The sequence below is a fragment of the Pseudomonas sp. A125 genome (assembly GCF_055409485.1).
This window is the reverse complement of the sequence record NZ_JBUZVP010000012.1, coordinates 35477-50473: the sequence shown is the minus strand read 5'-3', so window position 1 is coordinate 50473 and position 14997 is coordinate 35477. Positions and strand designations below refer to the sequence as shown.

At 60.0% G+C, this 14997-nt stretch carries 18 protein-coding genes; 10 read left to right on the top strand and 8 right to left on the bottom strand.

Features of this window, described 5'->3' with window-relative positions; genetic code table 11:
- Nucleotides 1-209 precede the first annotated feature (209 nt).
- The 3 genes from ACZRN6_RS17745 to ACZRN6_RS17735 are packed head-to-tail and all read left to right on the top strand — an operon-like array spanning nucleotide 210 to nucleotide 1382.
- Complete coding sequence (locus tag ACZRN6_RS17745) at nucleotides 210-539, top strand: PAAR domain-containing protein (protein ID WP_464008409.1); 330 nt, start codon at nucleotides 210-212, stop codon at nucleotides 537-539.
- Nucleotides 424-897 carry a DUF6392 family protein gene (locus ACZRN6_RS17740; protein ID WP_464008408.1) on the top strand — a complete coding sequence of 158 codons (474 nt, stop codon included), beginning with the start codon at nucleotides 424-426 and terminating at the stop codon, nucleotides 895-897. Before ACZRN6_RS17745 ends, ACZRN6_RS17740 begins: the two co-directional genes overlap by 116 nt.
- An 8-nt stretch (nucleotides 898-905) precedes the next feature.
- On the top strand, nucleotides 906-1382 hold the full coding sequence (locus tag ACZRN6_RS17735; RefSeq protein ID WP_464008407.1) for a DUF6392 family protein: 477 nt from the start codon (nucleotides 906-908) through the stop codon (nucleotides 1380-1382).
- Between the two features lie 491 nt (nucleotides 1383-1873).
- On the opposite strand, the gene ACZRN6_RS17730 is transcribed toward ACZRN6_RS17735, so the two are convergent.
- Nucleotides 1874-2176, bottom strand: a complete 303-nt coding sequence (locus ACZRN6_RS17730; protein ID WP_464008406.1) for a DUF6124 family protein — start codon at nucleotides 2174-2176, stop codon at nucleotides 1874-1876.
- A gap of 294 nt (nucleotides 2177-2470) precedes the next feature.
- Nucleotides 2471-2761: a hypothetical protein gene (locus tag ACZRN6_RS17725; RefSeq protein WP_322143068.1), complete on the bottom strand. Its 291-nt coding sequence runs from the start codon at nucleotides 2759-2761 to the stop codon at nucleotides 2471-2473.
- A gap of 162 nt (nucleotides 2762-2923) precedes the next feature.
- Here ACZRN6_RS17725 and ACZRN6_RS17720 point away from each other — a divergent pair, with 162 nt between their 5' ends.
- The 5 genes from ACZRN6_RS17720 (at nucleotide 2924) to ACZRN6_RS17700 (ending at nucleotide 7365) form a co-directional block, all read left to right on the top strand.
- Nucleotides 2924-3229 carry a MazG-like family protein gene (locus tag ACZRN6_RS17720; RefSeq protein ID WP_177041441.1) on the top strand — a complete coding sequence of 102 codons (306 nt, stop codon included), beginning with the start codon at nucleotides 2924-2926 and terminating at the stop codon, nucleotides 3227-3229.
- Nucleotides 3226-3975, top strand: a complete 750-nt coding sequence (locus tag ACZRN6_RS17715; RefSeq protein ID WP_464008405.1) for a methyltransferase — start codon at nucleotides 3226-3228, stop codon at nucleotides 3973-3975. The genes ACZRN6_RS17720 and ACZRN6_RS17715 overlap by 4 nt, the downstream gene beginning before the upstream one ends.
- 24 nt (nucleotides 3976-3999) lie before the next feature.
- Nucleotides 4000-4608 (top strand): DUF4136 domain-containing protein, encoded by a 609-nt coding sequence (locus ACZRN6_RS17710; RefSeq protein WP_464008404.1) that lies wholly within the window; start codon nucleotides 4000-4002, stop codon nucleotides 4606-4608.
- Nucleotides 4609-4653: 45 nt separating this feature from the next.
- On the top strand, nucleotides 4654-5211 hold the full coding sequence (locus ACZRN6_RS17705; RefSeq protein ID WP_322143071.1) for a DUF4136 domain-containing protein: 558 nt from the start codon (nucleotides 4654-4656) through the stop codon (nucleotides 5209-5211).
- Between the two features lie 132 nt (nucleotides 5212-5343).
- Nucleotides 5344-7365, top strand: a complete 2022-nt coding sequence (locus ACZRN6_RS17700; protein WP_464008403.1) for a pilus assembly protein TadG-related protein — start codon at nucleotides 5344-5346, stop codon at nucleotides 7363-7365.
- Here ACZRN6_RS17700 and ACZRN6_RS17695 read toward each other — a convergent pair.
- Both ACZRN6_RS17695 and ACZRN6_RS17690 read right to left on the bottom strand, forming a co-directional pair.
- Nucleotides 7362-10103: an ATP-binding protein gene (locus ACZRN6_RS17695; protein WP_464008402.1), complete on the bottom strand. Its 2742-nt coding sequence runs from the start codon at nucleotides 10101-10103 to the stop codon at nucleotides 7362-7364. The two genes, ACZRN6_RS17700 and ACZRN6_RS17695, sit on opposite strands and share 4 nt — an antisense overlap.
- Nucleotides 10100-10540 carry a TadE/TadG family type IV pilus assembly protein gene (locus ACZRN6_RS17690; RefSeq protein ID WP_322143074.1) on the bottom strand — a complete coding sequence of 147 codons (441 nt, stop codon included), beginning with the start codon at nucleotides 10538-10540 and terminating at the stop codon, nucleotides 10100-10102. Before ACZRN6_RS17690 ends, ACZRN6_RS17695 begins: the two co-directional genes overlap by 4 nt.
- Before the next feature lie 71 nt (nucleotides 10541-10611).
- Here ACZRN6_RS17690 and ACZRN6_RS17685 point away from each other — a divergent pair, with 71 nt between their 5' ends.
- Nucleotides 10612-11097 (top strand): prepilin peptidase, encoded by a 486-nt coding sequence (locus ACZRN6_RS17685; protein ID WP_322143075.1) that lies wholly within the window; start codon nucleotides 10612-10614, stop codon nucleotides 11095-11097.
- Between the two features lie 113 nt (nucleotides 11098-11210).
- The gene (locus tag ACZRN6_RS17680; protein WP_464008401.1) at nucleotides 11211-11999 is read left to right on the top strand and encodes a response regulator transcription factor; all 789 of its coding nucleotides are present in this window, start codon (nucleotides 11211-11213) and stop codon (nucleotides 11997-11999) included.
- Nucleotides 12000-12180: 181 nt separating this feature from the next.
- Here the strand turns inward: ACZRN6_RS17680 and ACZRN6_RS17675 are convergent, their stop codons facing one another.
- Genes ACZRN6_RS17675 through ACZRN6_RS17660 form a run of 4 tightly spaced genes read right to left on the bottom strand, consistent with a single transcriptional unit; the run spans nucleotide 12181 to nucleotide 14986 of the window.
- On the bottom strand, nucleotides 12181-12456 hold the full coding sequence (locus tag ACZRN6_RS17675; RefSeq protein WP_464008400.1) for a DUF3613 domain-containing protein: 276 nt from the start codon (nucleotides 12454-12456) through the stop codon (nucleotides 12181-12183).
- A gap of 22 nt (nucleotides 12457-12478) precedes the next feature.
- Entirely contained in the window at nucleotides 12479-13204 is a 726-nt protein-coding gene (locus tag ACZRN6_RS17670) for a tetratricopeptide repeat protein (protein ID WP_322143078.1), read from the bottom strand.
- An 11-nt stretch (nucleotides 13205-13215) separates the two neighbouring features.
- On the bottom strand, nucleotides 13216-14100 hold the full coding sequence (locus ACZRN6_RS17665) for a type II secretion system F family protein (protein ID WP_322143079.1): 885 nt from the start codon (nucleotides 14098-14100) through the stop codon (nucleotides 13216-13218).
- Between the two features lies 1 nt (nucleotide 14101).
- On the bottom strand, nucleotides 14102-14986 hold the full coding sequence (locus ACZRN6_RS17660; RefSeq protein ID WP_322143080.1) for a type II secretion system F family protein: 885 nt from the start codon (nucleotides 14984-14986) through the stop codon (nucleotides 14102-14104).
- Between the last annotated feature and the right edge of the window lie 11 nt (nucleotides 14987-14997).

Here is a 14997-nt window from a genome sequence, read left to right as displayed (position 1 = left end):
GTTGTTTGGTCTCGGGCTGTTCAGCAACATCCTTTTCACGCCATACCGGCGCTATTCCGTCACTGATCAATCAACACCCTTGTGGTGCTCAGACGCGCTTGGGCGCGAGAAAAGGGAAACAGCATGGAAAATGCAGAAACTGTTGAATACGCAGACGGCGATAGTATTGCGGGGCTTTTACAGCCCGGCTACTGGATAGAGAGCCAGGTGTGAGGCGCTACAACATCACAGACGGGGCGAAAACCACGGCACACGGGGTGGTGAAGGCCGGCCTTGATGGTGCAGAAATCGAAGGGAAGCTGATTGCCCGGGAAGGTGACAGAGTTGCCTGCCCAACCTGCAAAAGCCTGGGCGTTATCGAATGTATCTTGAGGCGGCACGGGCCAAGATGCATAAGATCAATCAAGAACAGGGGTGGTACTGATGGACTCTCAGACTATTCAGTTATGGATAAACAGCTTGGGTCTTGGATTCGCCGAACTGGTAGCCAAAGGGACGATTCCCAACCAACCGCTTATAAAGCCGTTTGGGCAAAGTAACTGGCCAACGATGCACCCGGTCGCCGGTGTGGAGCTGGTATTCAAGGACGAGACCAATTATTTGGAACAAGTGCTGATTACTCTGATTTCAACCGTGGGCCAGCCAGTGTACACCGCAGATTTACCCGCTCCGTTCACTCTGAACATGAACCAGCGCTGGGTACGTAGCGTGCTGGGAGAGCCAATGGAGACCAAAGGTCCTGCCAAGCTTCCGGGTGGGTTAGGTATGCGTGGAGGCTGGGATGCGTATCGCTTGTCCACTGGGTCGAATCTAAGTGCCAAAGTGACATTCGGCTATCTCGAAAGCCTTGCTGTGAACAACATCGGCTTTTCCTTGCTCAAGCCGGGTCACTATTGAGCTTCCAAATGGACGTGGTAACCATTGAGTGCTGGATAAAGAACCTAGGGCGTCCTTTTGCAGATTTGGTCTGCGAAGGCGTCGTTCTCGGCATACCACTGCAGGAGCTCTATCCGGGGCGGGACTTGCTGGACGTAATCATTGCTCCAGGCCTTTCAATGAGCTTCTGGGCCGAGACTAAGCGGTTTGAGACGCTATTCATTACCCTGCTCAAAACTACGCCTTCGACCGCAGCATACCAAGGTGAGCTGCCGAAGCCCTTTTCGACAGTAACGAGGCAGTCAGATGTTCGCGTTCACTTTGGTGAGCCGATGGCCTCGAAAGGGCCTGCAAAGATGCCGCAGCCCATGGGGCTAACTGGCGGTTGGGACGCCTACTTGTTAAATCCTATAACTCATACGAATAAAAAGGCTGTTTTTCATTACACTGCAATGGAGGCGGTAAATACGTTGGTGTTTTCTTTAATTAATAAAGGCCACGACTGATCTGTCCAGAACTGATGAGAAAATGGGGGGGCGACATTTAATTAAAATGAATGCGTGCCCTCTTTTCTTGTAGAGAGAAATTTTTATGTAATAGAGACCTACCTGCTGGTTGCGGTTTTTTTCGAGCCTGGCCTTGAGGCGGCACGTACTCAAATGCATACGGTCAACGAAGACCAGGGGTGGTACTAAGATGGATATAGCAACAATTGCTCGTTTGGTAAGAGGGCTGGGTTGCACTTATGAAGAGTTATTCGGCGATGGTCTACTTCACACAGGATCAATGAAACCGCTATTCGAAAATAGCGAAAATACCCATTTCATCCATAAACCAGAGCTGGGTATTGAACTTTGGTTTTGGGCTGCAACTGGCTGCACGCTCATCTGTTGCCTGGCTGATCGCTATCGCGGGCAAGCCCGGCTCCCACACTTGGAATGCATTCCCCTGTGGGAGCTGGCTTGCCTGCGATAGCTGACGGCCAGGCAATGAAGGCTTAAGTCTTACGCGGGTGCAGGCATTCGATGGAGCGGTCGACGGTGGTCTTGGCAATTTCCAGTAAGTGCCACACGGCCAAAATCTTCGCTCGCTGCGGGCTATCCAGCAGCTCGCCACAATCAAGCGCAGTCGCCGAGGAGCTGTTCAGCAGGCTGGCGGTGTACAGCAGGGAATCTTCGAAGCTCAGGTCTTCGTTGATGGTGTGGAAGCCCTGAGACGGCAGGTAGTGTTCGAGGGCGCGATTGAAGGCGGCGCGGTCGTTGAGGAGGTCGCTGGGTGGATCGGGGACGAGCTTATGCATGGTGTAACTCCACTAGAAGGTAAGGAGCTGACACCCGCGCGACTAAACGAGGGTGGCGGCTGTACGCAGGTTAGTCGACCGGCTAGTGGAACCCGGCGCACCCGAAGGTGCCCTGCGCACAGCCGCCATGAAGCATGGCGACAACTTGCGCTCACTAATTCCGGGCGACTAAACCCGATCACTGATATGCAGTGAAGGGCCGAAGACTAGCCACCCATCCCAACAGGCACAAGGCCGAAAGATTGTCTCGGAAACGTCCCGCAAATTAAAGGGATTTACCCTGCTGGCCCTTTATTAATGCACCACCCAACTGAGCACCCACAGCCCGAGCATCAACCAGATAATCCCCATGATGATCGACGCTCGCATAAACGCGCGCACCGCCGAGTACAGCAGCATCAACCCGATAATCAGCATGAGGATGCTGATGATCGAGGTGTCCATCCCTAAGGATCTGGCCAGCCCGTCGACAAAGTCGCCGCCCGCGTGGGACAGCGTGTTGAACAGCCCGCCGAACAGCTCGACGATAAAGTGGATGATCTGGCCGATCTTGAGACCCAGCCATCCGAAAAAGTCTGTTTGCATGTGTGTGTCCTGATAAGACGGTGGGCGTAGCTGCCGAACCTGAGCCTTTGGTCGTTGTTGGTCCAAGCTAGTTCCCTTCTAGCATAGAGGTTTACGGGCCGCAGGGATTCACTTGCCTTCGCCCGGCATCCGCCCGAAGCTATGCACCTTCAGGAGCCCCCCATGAATCTCGAACACCTCACCGAACGCTTGCACCGCATCCGCGATACCAACGACTGGAAGCAATTTCACAGCCCCAAGAACCTGGCGATGGCCGCCAGCGTTGAAATGGCCGAGCTGGTGGAGATATTCCAGTGGTTGAGCGAAGACCAGTCGCGCCAGTTGCCCGCCGACAAACTCGCCCATGCAGGCCAGGAAGTGGGTGACATCGTGTTGTATCTGCTGCTGTTGTGCAGTGAGTTGGGGTTAGACATGGATCAAGTGGTACAGGCCAAGCTGGCCGACAGCGAACGGCGGTTTGCCAAATGAGCGACCGTCATTTCGACCAGTTGGCCACCCGCTTCGCCGAGAAGATCTACGGCGGCGCCAAGGGCGCAATTCGCCTGGCGGTGCTCCAGGCTGATTTGATCGAGGCGTTGCCGGATCGCCCGCTGCGGGTGCTGGATATCGGCGCGGGGCTGGGGCACATGTCGCTATGGCTGGCCGAGCGCGGCCACGACGTGACGCTGGCCGAACCCGCCGAGCCGATGCTCGAAGGCGCCCGCCAGCGTTTCGCCGACGCCGGGCAGACGGCAACCTTCATTCAAGCGCCCTGGCAGGACTTGCTCGGCCAACTCACCGAACCCTACGACCTGGTGTTGTGCCACGCCGTGCTGGAATGGCTGGCCGAACCTCACGCGATCCTGCCGGTGCTGCACCAATTGACCGCGCCCGGTGGCTGGTTGTCCTTGGCGTTCTACAATCGCGATGCCTTGATTTACCGCAACCTGCTCAAAGGCCACTTTCGCAAAATGCGCAAGAACGACATGGCCGGCGAGAAGCAGAGCCTCACGCCGCAACAACCCCTGGACCCACGGGAGTTGGCGACGCAACTAGAAGGCCTGTGGCAGGTCGAAACCCAGAGTGGCGTGCGGGTGTTCCACGACTATATGCCGGTGGAATTCCAGGCCCGCGCCGAGTTGCAGGACGTGTTGGAGATGGAGCTCGCTCACCGTCGTCACCCAAGCTTTGCCGGACTTGGGCGTTATTTGCACTGGATTTGCCGTCCGGTTTAAGCGGCCCAGTCTGCGGAGGTCGAAATGAAGCGCTGTCTTGGACTGATCCTGCTGGGCCTGGGCCTGGCGGGTTGCCAGAGCAACAACCCGTATGTGGCGGCGTCTGCCCCGATGCCGCCGGCGCCTGCCCAGGCGGCCAACACCTTTGATGCCAGCGCCTACCCGGCGCCGGTGCGCGACTACGGCGCCTACCGCAGTTGGGCCTGGCTTAACAACCAACTGCCGGCGGGCTCGGCCTGGGCCGATTCGGCGCAGATTGCCGAGGCGGTCAGCGGCGCCCTCGACCAGCGCGGCCTGCGCCCCCTGCACGACAACCGCGCCCCCGACCTGTTTGTGAGCGCCGACGTGCGCCTGGAAAAACGCCTGCGCCAGGTCCAGGACGACTATGGCTACGGTTATGGCGGTGGGTATAACCGCTATGGCAACGGCTACGGCATGTACAACAGTGTGCCGGTGGTACGCACCTATGAGGTGACGGTGGCCGTGGCGCGCATCAGCCTGTTCGACGCCCGCACCCGCCAGCCGGTATGGAGCACCAGCGCCGAAACCGCAAGCCAGGGCAGCCTCAGCGAACGTGCCGATGCCTTGCGGGAAGCGATGCAGAAAGCAATGACCGCCTACCCACCCAGTTAGCAGCTATTCTCATCTCAGGCTCAGTTCGTCTTTTGGAGAAAAACCATGCTTCGTCGTATCGCTGCACTTGCTGTTGTTGTGTTGCTGGGCGGCTGCCAGAGCAGCCAGGTCAACCATGATTTCGACGCCAGCCGGGACTTCGGTGCCTACCGCAGTTGGGGCTGGAAAGAACCGGCGTTGCAGTACCGCCCGGATGACCCGCGGATCAAGAGCGACCTCACCGAACAGCGCATTCGCCAGGCCGTGGGCGAGCAACTCGACCAGCGTGGCCTGCGCCCTGCAGCGCCGGGCACCAAGGCTGACCTGAATGTGCAGGCATACCTGATCGTCGAAGACCGCCAGCAACAAGTCACCACCAACTATGGCGGCGCCTGGGGCGGCCCGTGGAATGGTTACTGGGGCGCACCGATGTACAACGAAACCCGCAACATCACCTACAAAGTGGCGACCATCCAGATCGACCTGCTGGACGGCAAGGACGGCAAACTGGTGTGGCGCGGCAGCGATGAGCAAATGCTCGCCAGCTCTCCGGAACCGCAGGACCGCAGCGCAGCGATTCGCGCAACAGTCACCAAAGTGCTTTCCAACTACCCGCCGCATTGACGCTTTGAATTGCCCCGCGCCGGTCGCCAGTTGATTTACGGCGACTGGCCTGCAGCCCCTGCCGCTGTTGTCTACACTCCCAAGCACACAGGAGAGTAAGCGCTCGGCAGTGTGCCGGCAAAGGAGTGCTCGATGTCTCTTCGACTTCGTTCCGGCAACCTCGCCGGGTATGCAAGGCAGCGCGGTGCAATTGGCTTGATGGCGGCCCTGACCTTGGGCATCGCCCTGGTGTTCCTGTTGCTGGTCATCGACAGCAGCCGCCTGTACGTGGAAAAGCGCAAGTTGCAGTCGATCGCCGACATAGCGGCGCTGGAGGCTGTGCAACGCAAGGGCGACTGCCTGCCGGCGACCAACACTGCGCCCACGTATGCCGGTGCCAGCGCGGTGCGCAACGGGTATGTCATCCCGCCGGGCAGTGCCCTGGTGGTGACCTGTGGGGTGCTGGCAACCGGGGCCACTAACCAGCGGGTGTTCTCCGCAGACTCGACCAAGACCGATGCCATCCAGGTGATCGCCTCGCGCCCGGTCATGACCAGCGTTGCCGGCGGTATCTGGGCAATGGCCAGTGGCAGTGCATACAACGTGAACACCCAGCTGTCTGCGGTTGCGGTGGCGGCGCCGAAGATTTTGCCCCCCCAGGCGCAACTGACGATCAAATCTACGTTGGTCACCGTGGACTCGAGCAAGTCGGCAGCATTGAACCTGTTGTTCGGCCAGTTGTTGGGCGGCTCGTTGAATCTGAGCGTGGCAGGCTGGCAAGGGCTGGTGGACACCAACATCAATCTGCTCAGTTACCTCAACCAACTGGCGTTGAACGTGGGAGTGACGGCGGGAGCCTACGACCAATTGTTGACCCAGAACGTCAAGATCAGCCAACTGCTCGATGCGGCAATCACGGTGCTCAGTGCCGGAGGCAGTACGGCCAGCGTGGCGGTCAGCGGCCTTACCAGTATCAAGGCTATTGTTGGTAACCTGGATGTCACCCTGGGCAGCCTGTTGCAACTGCAAACCGGGGCGGTGTCGGCGGGACTGAACACCACGTTGAACGTGTTCCAACTGGCCGAAGCCTTTGTGCAGTTGGCCAATACCAAGAACGGGGTGGTTGCGACCATCCCGGTGAGTATTCCGGGCCTGCTGAACGGCGGGGTGCAGTTGAAGGTGATCCAGCCGCCGCAGTTGTCGGCAATCGGCGACCCTACCTACGCCAAGGACGGTACCTCTGCGACGCGCATTTATGTGAAGACCGCCCAGTTAAGCCTCGGCCTGACCCTGGGGCTGCCGGTACTGGACAATCCCTTGGTGGACGGCGCCTTGAACGGCTTGGTCGGGCCGCTTTCGGACGTGTTGAACAACCTGTTGAGCTTGAACCTGGGGGGCACCATCAATTCGGTGCTGTGCCTGTTGGGTGGCTATTGCCAGATGACCAATCTGCAAGTGCTGTCGTCGTCCTCAAATCCGCCGGCGGCCAGGATCGATGTGGTCGTTCAACTGGCCAGGGCGGAAAGCTATGTCACCGGGTTTACTTGCGCCAGCGACGCCACCAAGACCCTGACCACTCAAACCAATGCCTCGATTGTTACTGTACAAATTGGCCAGAGCCCGCAGTTGATCAACGCGTTTAACAGCAACACCACGCTCAATCCGATTCCTCCTTTACCAGTGGTGGATATCGGCGCCATTACCTGTTTCAAACCTTTGCTGGGGCTAGGCCCGACGACGTGCGACCCCGCGACGCGCAAGGCGTTTTACGGGGGCGGCATTGGCCTCAGCGTCAATAGTTCGGTGGGGGCGGCGACGAGTGCCTTGCCCGCCCACACGTACCTGCAACCGCCGGAAATCAGCCTGCCACCGCAGTACTACGCCTCATCGACTGCCAGTCTTCTCAGTGCGATCAGCAACGCGTTATCGGGGATTCAATTGCAGGTCTATAAACCGACCGGGTTCAATCTGCTTGGAGGGTTACTGACAACGACAGCGACGCTGCTCAACGGACTCAACAGCACCTTGGGCACGGTGATCGGCGGGGTACTCAGCCCGATCCTGGACCCGTTGGTGAACAGCCTGCTGTCGAGCCTTGGGGTTAACCTGAATGCGGTGGAAGTAGGGGCCAACCTCAGTTGCCGGCCTCACGGGCAAGCGGCGTTGGTGAACTAGGGTTCAACCAGCGGCAGCTCCACACAAAACTTCGCGCCCTGTTCGCTGTTGGCGACACTCAGCCGGCCGCCCATGTTTTCGACAATGCCATAGCTCACCGACAGCCCCAGGCCGGTGCCCACGCCAATCGGTTTGGTGGTGAAGAACGGTTCGAAAATCCGCTCCAGCAGGCGCGGGTCAATCCCGCCGCCGTTGTCCTCCACCCAGATGCGTACGTGACGGCTGTCGTGCTCGATGTGTACCGAGATCCACGGCTGCAGGTCGCGGTTGTGTTCGCGCTTACTCAGCAGGGCGTCGCGGGCATTGACGATAAGGTTGATCAGCACCTGCTCCAACTGGTCGACATAGCCTTTGACTTGCACCGTAACGTCCGGCTGCGCCACGCGCAGCTCCACACCCTTGCCGCGCAGGCCTTCACTGAGCAACGACAGGGTGCCTTCCACCGCCTGCGCCGGGTTGAAGGGTTGTTGTTCGACTTCCGAGCGGCGCCCGAACACGCGCATATGGTCCACCACGCGCGCTGCCCGCTGGACCTGGGCGTCGATGCGCTGGAGTTTTTCCGTCAGGTAGTCGATTTGCGCATCGCCGTTGCTCAAGCGCTTGAGCACGTTGACGATGGCCATGCGCATCACGTTCAGCGGCTGGTTGATCTCGTGGGCGAGGCCGGTGGCCATTTCACCGAGGGTGGCCATTTTTGCGCTTTGGGTCAGTTGCTGTTGGGAGCGGCGCACTTCGGTGTTGTCGCGGCCCACCGCCTGCACTTCCTGTAGCTGGCCCTGTTGGTCGAACACCCCCCGGTCCGACCACACCCACCAGGCATGTGTACGCCCCGGCAGTTGCAGGCTGATTTCGGCGGTACTCACGGGGAACTCCGGGGTCAACTGCCCAATGCGCTGCACAAACGCCTCGCGTTGTTCTTCGGACAGCCACTGGCTGAGGTTCATGCCCGGCAGTTGCGCGGGCAGGCACTCCATGTAGGTGGCCAGGGGCGTATTGCCGAAGGTCAGGGTCAGGTCCGGACGATAACGGCAGATCATCGCGGGGGAGTCTTCCACCAGGATCCGATAGCGCTCCTCACTCGCCTTGACCCGTTCTGCCGCCAGGGTCGATTCGGTGACATCCAGCCACAGGCCCACGGCTTCTACGGGCAACCCGAGGTCGTCGCGCAACAGGCGGGCTTCGTCCAGCAGCCAGTGGTACGCGCCCTGTTTGTCGAGCACCCGGTAGCGGCAGCTTACGTGGCCTTCGCGCAACAGGCGGCGGGTACGGTCAAAGTAGAGGTCGCGGTCGTCGGGGTGGACCCATTGGTTCAGCGCCGCCGGGGTGAAGTCGGCCAGGGTGCGGCCCAGCAGCGGCAGCAGGCTGTCGCTGAAAAACACCGGTTGCAGCGTGCCCTCCACGTAGCGCTGTACGTAGATCACGGCCGGGGAACTGGCGATCAGGTTGTCCAGGCGGGCGTGGGCGGCGGCGGCCTGTTGTTGCTGGTTTTTTATATCGCTGATGTCGAGCATGAAGCCCACCAGTCGACGGTGCGCGCCCGAGCCCAGCGCTTGCCCCTGCACGCGGTACCAGATGGGGTTTTGCGCCGGGTCGGCACGCAGCAGGCGAACACTGCTGGACAGCGGCTTGCCCAGGTTTTTGAGGTCTTGCAGGCGGCTGGCGAGTTCTTCTCGGTCGGCAGGGTGAATCAGCTTCAGCCACATTGGCAACGAGAGCCGTGTGGTGGCCTCGCCTTGGCTCAGGGTGCGCAGCAACAGCGGCGCAAGCTCAATGTCGTCAGTGTGGGGAGGCAGTTCCCACCAGCCGGTGCCGAGCAGTCCTTGCAGCGCTTCAAGGCGGTCCAGCTGCTGTTGATGGCGCTGCTCGCGCAGGCGACCGAGCAGCGGTGCGGCGAGAGCGGTGGTCAGTTGCAACCAGTCACGGTCGCTGGTCTGTTCCTGGCGGCTATAAAAACCGCACAGCAGCCAGGCTCCTACGCCCTGGCCATCCCGGTAAGGCACCAGAAAACCATCGGCATTGCCAAACAGCCCTTGCAGGCGTGGGTGGTCGCTGTGGCCACGGTTGACCCCAAGGCTGACCGGCGCCGTACCGCCCAAGCTATCGAGACTGGCGCCCAAGGCTTGCCCGTTATGCCACAGGGCCGGTGCATCGTGGGCGCTGTAACAGCCCTGGATACACCATTCCTGGCCCTGCTCATCGAGCAAGGCAACACCAACGCAGGGGATGTGCCAGTGCTGGGAAATGGTCTGCAGCGTGTCCAGCAACACCTCGGGCAGGCGCGTCAGGCTGCACACCCGTAGTTGCTCGTGGATCTGATCGCTGACGCGCTGGTTGAGGTCGCGTTGCTGGGTGAGTTGGCGATGGGCAATCAGGTCGCCAATGTCCAGCAGGTGCAGCAGCCAGCCCTTGGCCTCGGGTTGAACCCAGCCGCGGGTATGCAGGGTTTGCCCGGCAAGCCCCTTGAAGTCCAGGTCCAGGCTTTGCCCTTGCCATTCGCCGGGCGCGCCTTCGATCACCAGGCTGCTCATGGGGGTGAGGTAATCGAGCAGCGAGGTGGGCAGTTGCCCGGCGGGCTGTTCCAGCCGATGGCGAAGCGGGCCCTGGACGTCTACAACTCGCCCTTGGGCGTCCAGGTAGAACAACAACGCAGCGGTGGCGGGCATTCCCGGCGACGCTTCTGCAGGCAGGTGGTTGCCGCGTCCGAGCAGGCGGCCGAACAGTTTATCCCCTGAGGTCAAAACTGCATGCTCGACTGGGCGGAAAGCGTGGGGGGCAGCGCGGGGACGGTACCCAAGCCAGGCAGCACCAGGAACGGCAACACATTCTGGAGGCTGGACGTGGGGTAGTTGATGTACACCGTCAACAGGCCCGTCGGGCTGTAGGTTGCCGTGACGTAGCCGGGAAGAAATTTGAATTGGGGAGGGATCCACGACAGTTGCGTCTGCGCCGCCGTGATGGCCTGTTGGGGCAATGCCGTTGGGTAACCGGCCGTGGCGGGGTCCAGGGCCACACTACGTCTTACCCCTTCGGTGGCGGCCTGGGTAAAGGACTGCATCAGCAGTAACGGCAGGCTGTAGCTCACCAAACCATAAAACACGCCAAAAAAAATCATGAAGACCAACGCGAACTCCAGCGCGGCGGCACCTTTTTGCTTCCCGGGGAGGCCTTTTTTCATGACTCGTCTACCCTGACTACCACTACCTGATATCAGCATAGAATCATTCAGCAAAAAGGGATTTTTTTTACGTGATTCAAAGCCTCGTCCTATTCGTTTGGCTGGTGCTGTGCGCCGTGCAGGATGTTCGTCTACGTCAGGTCTCCAACCGCTTGACCCTCGGTGCCTGCCTGCTGGCGCTGGTTTACCTGCTCTTTAGTGGCACCACCTGGCTCGGCGCGCCGGCTGTCGAGGGTGGCCTGGCGTTTGGTGTGGCGCTGTTGTTCACGGTGCCCGGCTACGCAATGGGGCGGCTTGGCGCCGGTGACGTGAAGTTGATCGTGGCATTGGGGCTGGCGACCAACACCCTTTATGTACTGGGCACGTTTATCGGCGCAGGCCTTGCCAGCGCGGCCTGGCTGTTACTGGCGCCCAGGCTGTGGCCGCTGATGAATCAAGGGCTTAGGAATACCTTGCAGTACTTTGGTCCGGAACAGTCGGCCAGGCAGCCATTCGTGCCGTTTTTACTGGTCGGATTTTGCCTGGCCTGGCTTTGGATCCCATTAGTCGCCACATAGGGTATCGCTATGTACATAGTAGGAAAGTACGTCTACGTTTATGAGTAGGTCGTACAGGAAAGTGGTCGGAATGGATCGGTCGGTCTTTGGCTTGCCCAGGCATGGAGTAGCGCGTGAACAAGCTTACCTCTGAAGTGAAAGTGCTCGTGGTCGACGATCAGCCCCTGATTGTGGAAGAGCTTTGCGAGTTTCTTGAGAGCAGCGGTTACCGTTGCGTCCCTTGCAACTCCAGCCAGCAGGCGGTCGAGCGTTTTCGCGATGACGCCGAGATTGGCTTGGTGCTGTGCGATCTGCACATGCCAGACATGGATGGCATCGAGCTGGTCCAGGCCCTGCAGCGCCTGGCTGGCAAGCAACGGGCGTTTGAGGCCATCATGCTGACCGGGCGTGCCGACAAGCAGGACGTGATCAAGGCTCTGCGCGCAGGGATTGCCGATTACTACCAGAAGCCGATCAATTTGGACGAACTGCTCGAAGGTATTCAGCGCCAGGTCGTGGCACTGAAAGACCGGCAGAAAAACGTCGACCTGGGGCACCTGAACCAGAAGTTGCAGTTCCTCTCGGCGTCCATTGACGACCTGTATCACGACCTCGACAAAGTGCGCAGCAGCCCGCAATCGAGCCCGTCGACTGAAACCGACGGCGAAGCCAACGAAACTGACCCTGATGAAATACCGGCGATCTTCAATCAGTTGTCCCCGCGCCAGCTAGATGTTGCAAGGCTGGTTGGCAAGGGCCAGACCAACTATCAAATTGCCTGTGAGCTGGGCATCACTGAAAACACGGTGAAACTCTACGTGTCCCAAGTGCTGCGCCTGACCCATATGCACAACCGCACCCAGTTGGCGCTGGCGTTGTCGCCGAACCATTCATCGGCACGCCAGCGCGTCACTGCCCACTAGGGCTACCGAGTATTCGGGGCGCCGAAGCACAAGCTCCCACTGGCGACAGTGTAGTGTCGGCATATCGATAGTTTGTAGACGACACCATTCGATTGGAAAGCGCCCTGCTTTTAACGGCGAACTTGCGGCATTAATCACTGACAGCTCGTATTCCCGTCCTGCCACACCATTCGGTACAGGCCTAGTTGCTGTCGCCCCCGGGGGTGCTGCCGCCCTGTTTCTGGTCGTAGTACTGCGGAATAGAGTATTTGTAGCTGTCCAGCAAACGTTGCAGGGCTTGGTCGCGTTCAGCGGGCGTGGCCTTTTGCACGTGGGAGGAGGCCTGTTCACCGCTGACCTGCAGTTGCAGCCAGCCCTCGGTCTGTTTTTGTTGGGGCGAAGAAGGCCCGGGTTCTATCGCCAGCGCCGTCAGCGGCAGGCTGGTTAGCAGCACAGCGGCGAGCAGTGTGAGTTTCATCTTGAGTACTCCCTTCAGAAGCCTATTTGACAGGCGGCGCTTGCAGCACGTCGCTGACGGCGGCGACCTGATCCTTTGCCGGCGTCACCGTCGAGGCGGGCGCCTTGAGTTGCTGTGCCCGGGCCTGGGCCTGTGTCACTTGTTCGGGGCTCAGGCCCATGCGGCTGACCACTTGCGCCGCCTGTTCCCAGTTGTCCTGGTAGATCATCAGTGTCACCAGGTTGACCGCTGCCAGTTGGTCACTTTGCTTGAGCTCCATGGCGGTGAGGAATTCGAAGCGCGCGTCTTCCATACGCCGTTGGTTGAGGTACACGACACCCAGGTCGTTGCGGATTTTTTCATCGGTGGGCGACATTTTGGCGGCGCGTTGCAAATGCGCCATGGCTTGGCCGTTGTCGCCCCGGGCGGCGGCCAGTTGGCCGAGCCCGTGCTCGCCTTCGGCAGCCATGCAGGTGCCAAGCAGGCTGCGGTACAACGGCTCGGCTTCACTGCGGCCCAGCAGGCGATACACCTTGGCCTGGCGCTGGCGCACTTGGGGCAGGTTGTCTGGCAGGTTTTGCAGGTTGGCCAGGCTGGCGTGGAGCTTGCCCTCGTTGGCCATATCGTCGGCCAGGTTCAGCGACAACTCCTGGTTGGAGTTGGGCTTGGCACAACTGCCCTGTGCGCTAAAACCCGCCCACGGCAGTTGTCCGTTACTGGCGCAACCACCCAGCAACAGCAGGCTGCAGGCGATCATTACTTTCTTCATGGCGTGTCCTCTCAAAAAGTGAAGGCTTTGGCGATGGCGATAAAGCCAGGGCCGGCCAATACGATCAGTAATGCGGGAAACAGGAACAGCATCATCACGACGGACATTTTTGCCGACATCTTGGAAATGTATTCCTGCAGGCGGGTGAGGCGCCGGTCATCCAGCAGTTGTTTGAGCGACTGCAGTGACTTCATCGCACCACCGCCCTGATGCAGGAGCTGTTGGAGGATCAGGCAGGTATCGGTCAGTTCATCGACGTCCAGTATCTGGCTGGCCTTGTTCAATTCCTCACCCAGCTCCAGTCCGGAATCGACGCGTGCCAACACCAGGCGCAGTTCGGTGGTCAGCACCGGCAGCAGTTTCTGCGCGTCGTAGGCCATGACTCGAAGCGCCTGCTCTACGGCCATGCCGGACTCAAACAGAATGCGTACCAAAGGGATGAAGGTCGCCACTTCACGGGCGATTTGCTGCTGGCGCTTTTTGGCGAGTGAAACCAGGACCCGCTTGGGCAGCAGATACCCAATGATCAGGCCCAGCAGGGCGATCACCGAGCCATGCTCGGTGCCGGGAAAAAACAGCTCCAGTGCCAGCGCCGTCAGGCCCAACATGAGGATCGGCGAGCCGATCTGGCACGCGGCGAACATTGAGCGTTGGCTGGCCTTTCTCCAGCCCATGCGGCTCAACAGGGTTTGGGTTTCGTTATCGAGGCTGACGGTGCGCTGGCCGATCCGGGTGCTGCCCAGCTGGTGCAGCCACTCACTCATTTTTTCGTTACGACCTGGCTCGCCTTGCAAGCGTTGGGTGACCAGGCGTTGCTGGCGACGACTGCTCAACACATTGGCCAACAGGAGCGACAGCGCGGCAAGAAACAACAGGACACTGATCAAAATCGCCATCTCAGATGCTCCGCAACATGCGCCACAGCGCCACGCAGCCGATGATTTGCAAGGCGAACGCACCGAGCATCAGGCGTTGGCCGCTGGGGTCATCCCACATGGCCATCAGGTACGTCGGATTAACGATCAGGAAGTAGCCCGCCACACTCACCGGCAGCACTGCGAGCACCATTGCGGTGACCCGGGTCTCACCCGTCATGGCGCGTAATTGCCGGGTACCCTGGTCACGCTCGCGAATCATTTTGATCAGGTTTTCCAGCAACTCGCTGGCGTTGCCTCCGTAACGGTGGTTGACCTTGAGGCCCAAGGCAAACAGGCGCAGTTCATCCTGTTCATAAAACTCGGCATAGTCTTGAGCCGCCTCTGGCAGGCTCACACCCAGTTGCACATTGCGCTTGATGCGGCCCATGGATTTTTTCAACGGGTCGTCGCTGGCCTCGATGCCGCTCAGGATCGCATCCGCCAGGGTGCGTCCGGACTTGAGGCTGCGTACGGCATGGTCGAGCAGTTGCGGCAGTTGTTCGACCATTCGGCGCAGCCGCCGCCGGTAGCGTACGGCGATGTACAGGCGCAGTGCCAAGGGCGGCCCGAGCACCATCACCCCCAGGCCGACCCACTGGCCCACGAGGCCTCCCAACAGGGCGCCCAATGCCCACAAGGTCAACCATAGGCCCAGGCGCTCGGTAGGCCTGCCAAGGCCTGCACGGATAAAGGTGCGTTCCAGGCTGGTGGCTACCGCGCTGTCTTTTATGGACTGTGGTTGCCCTTCGGCCAGGCGCTCCAGTACCCGGTCGGTCTGGGCCTTGCGTAAACCGTTGCGCAGCAAGCCTATCCCCAGTACCAGCAGGGCCACGGCGAGCAGGGCGAGCAGAATCGGACCGATCATTGGGTTGCCTC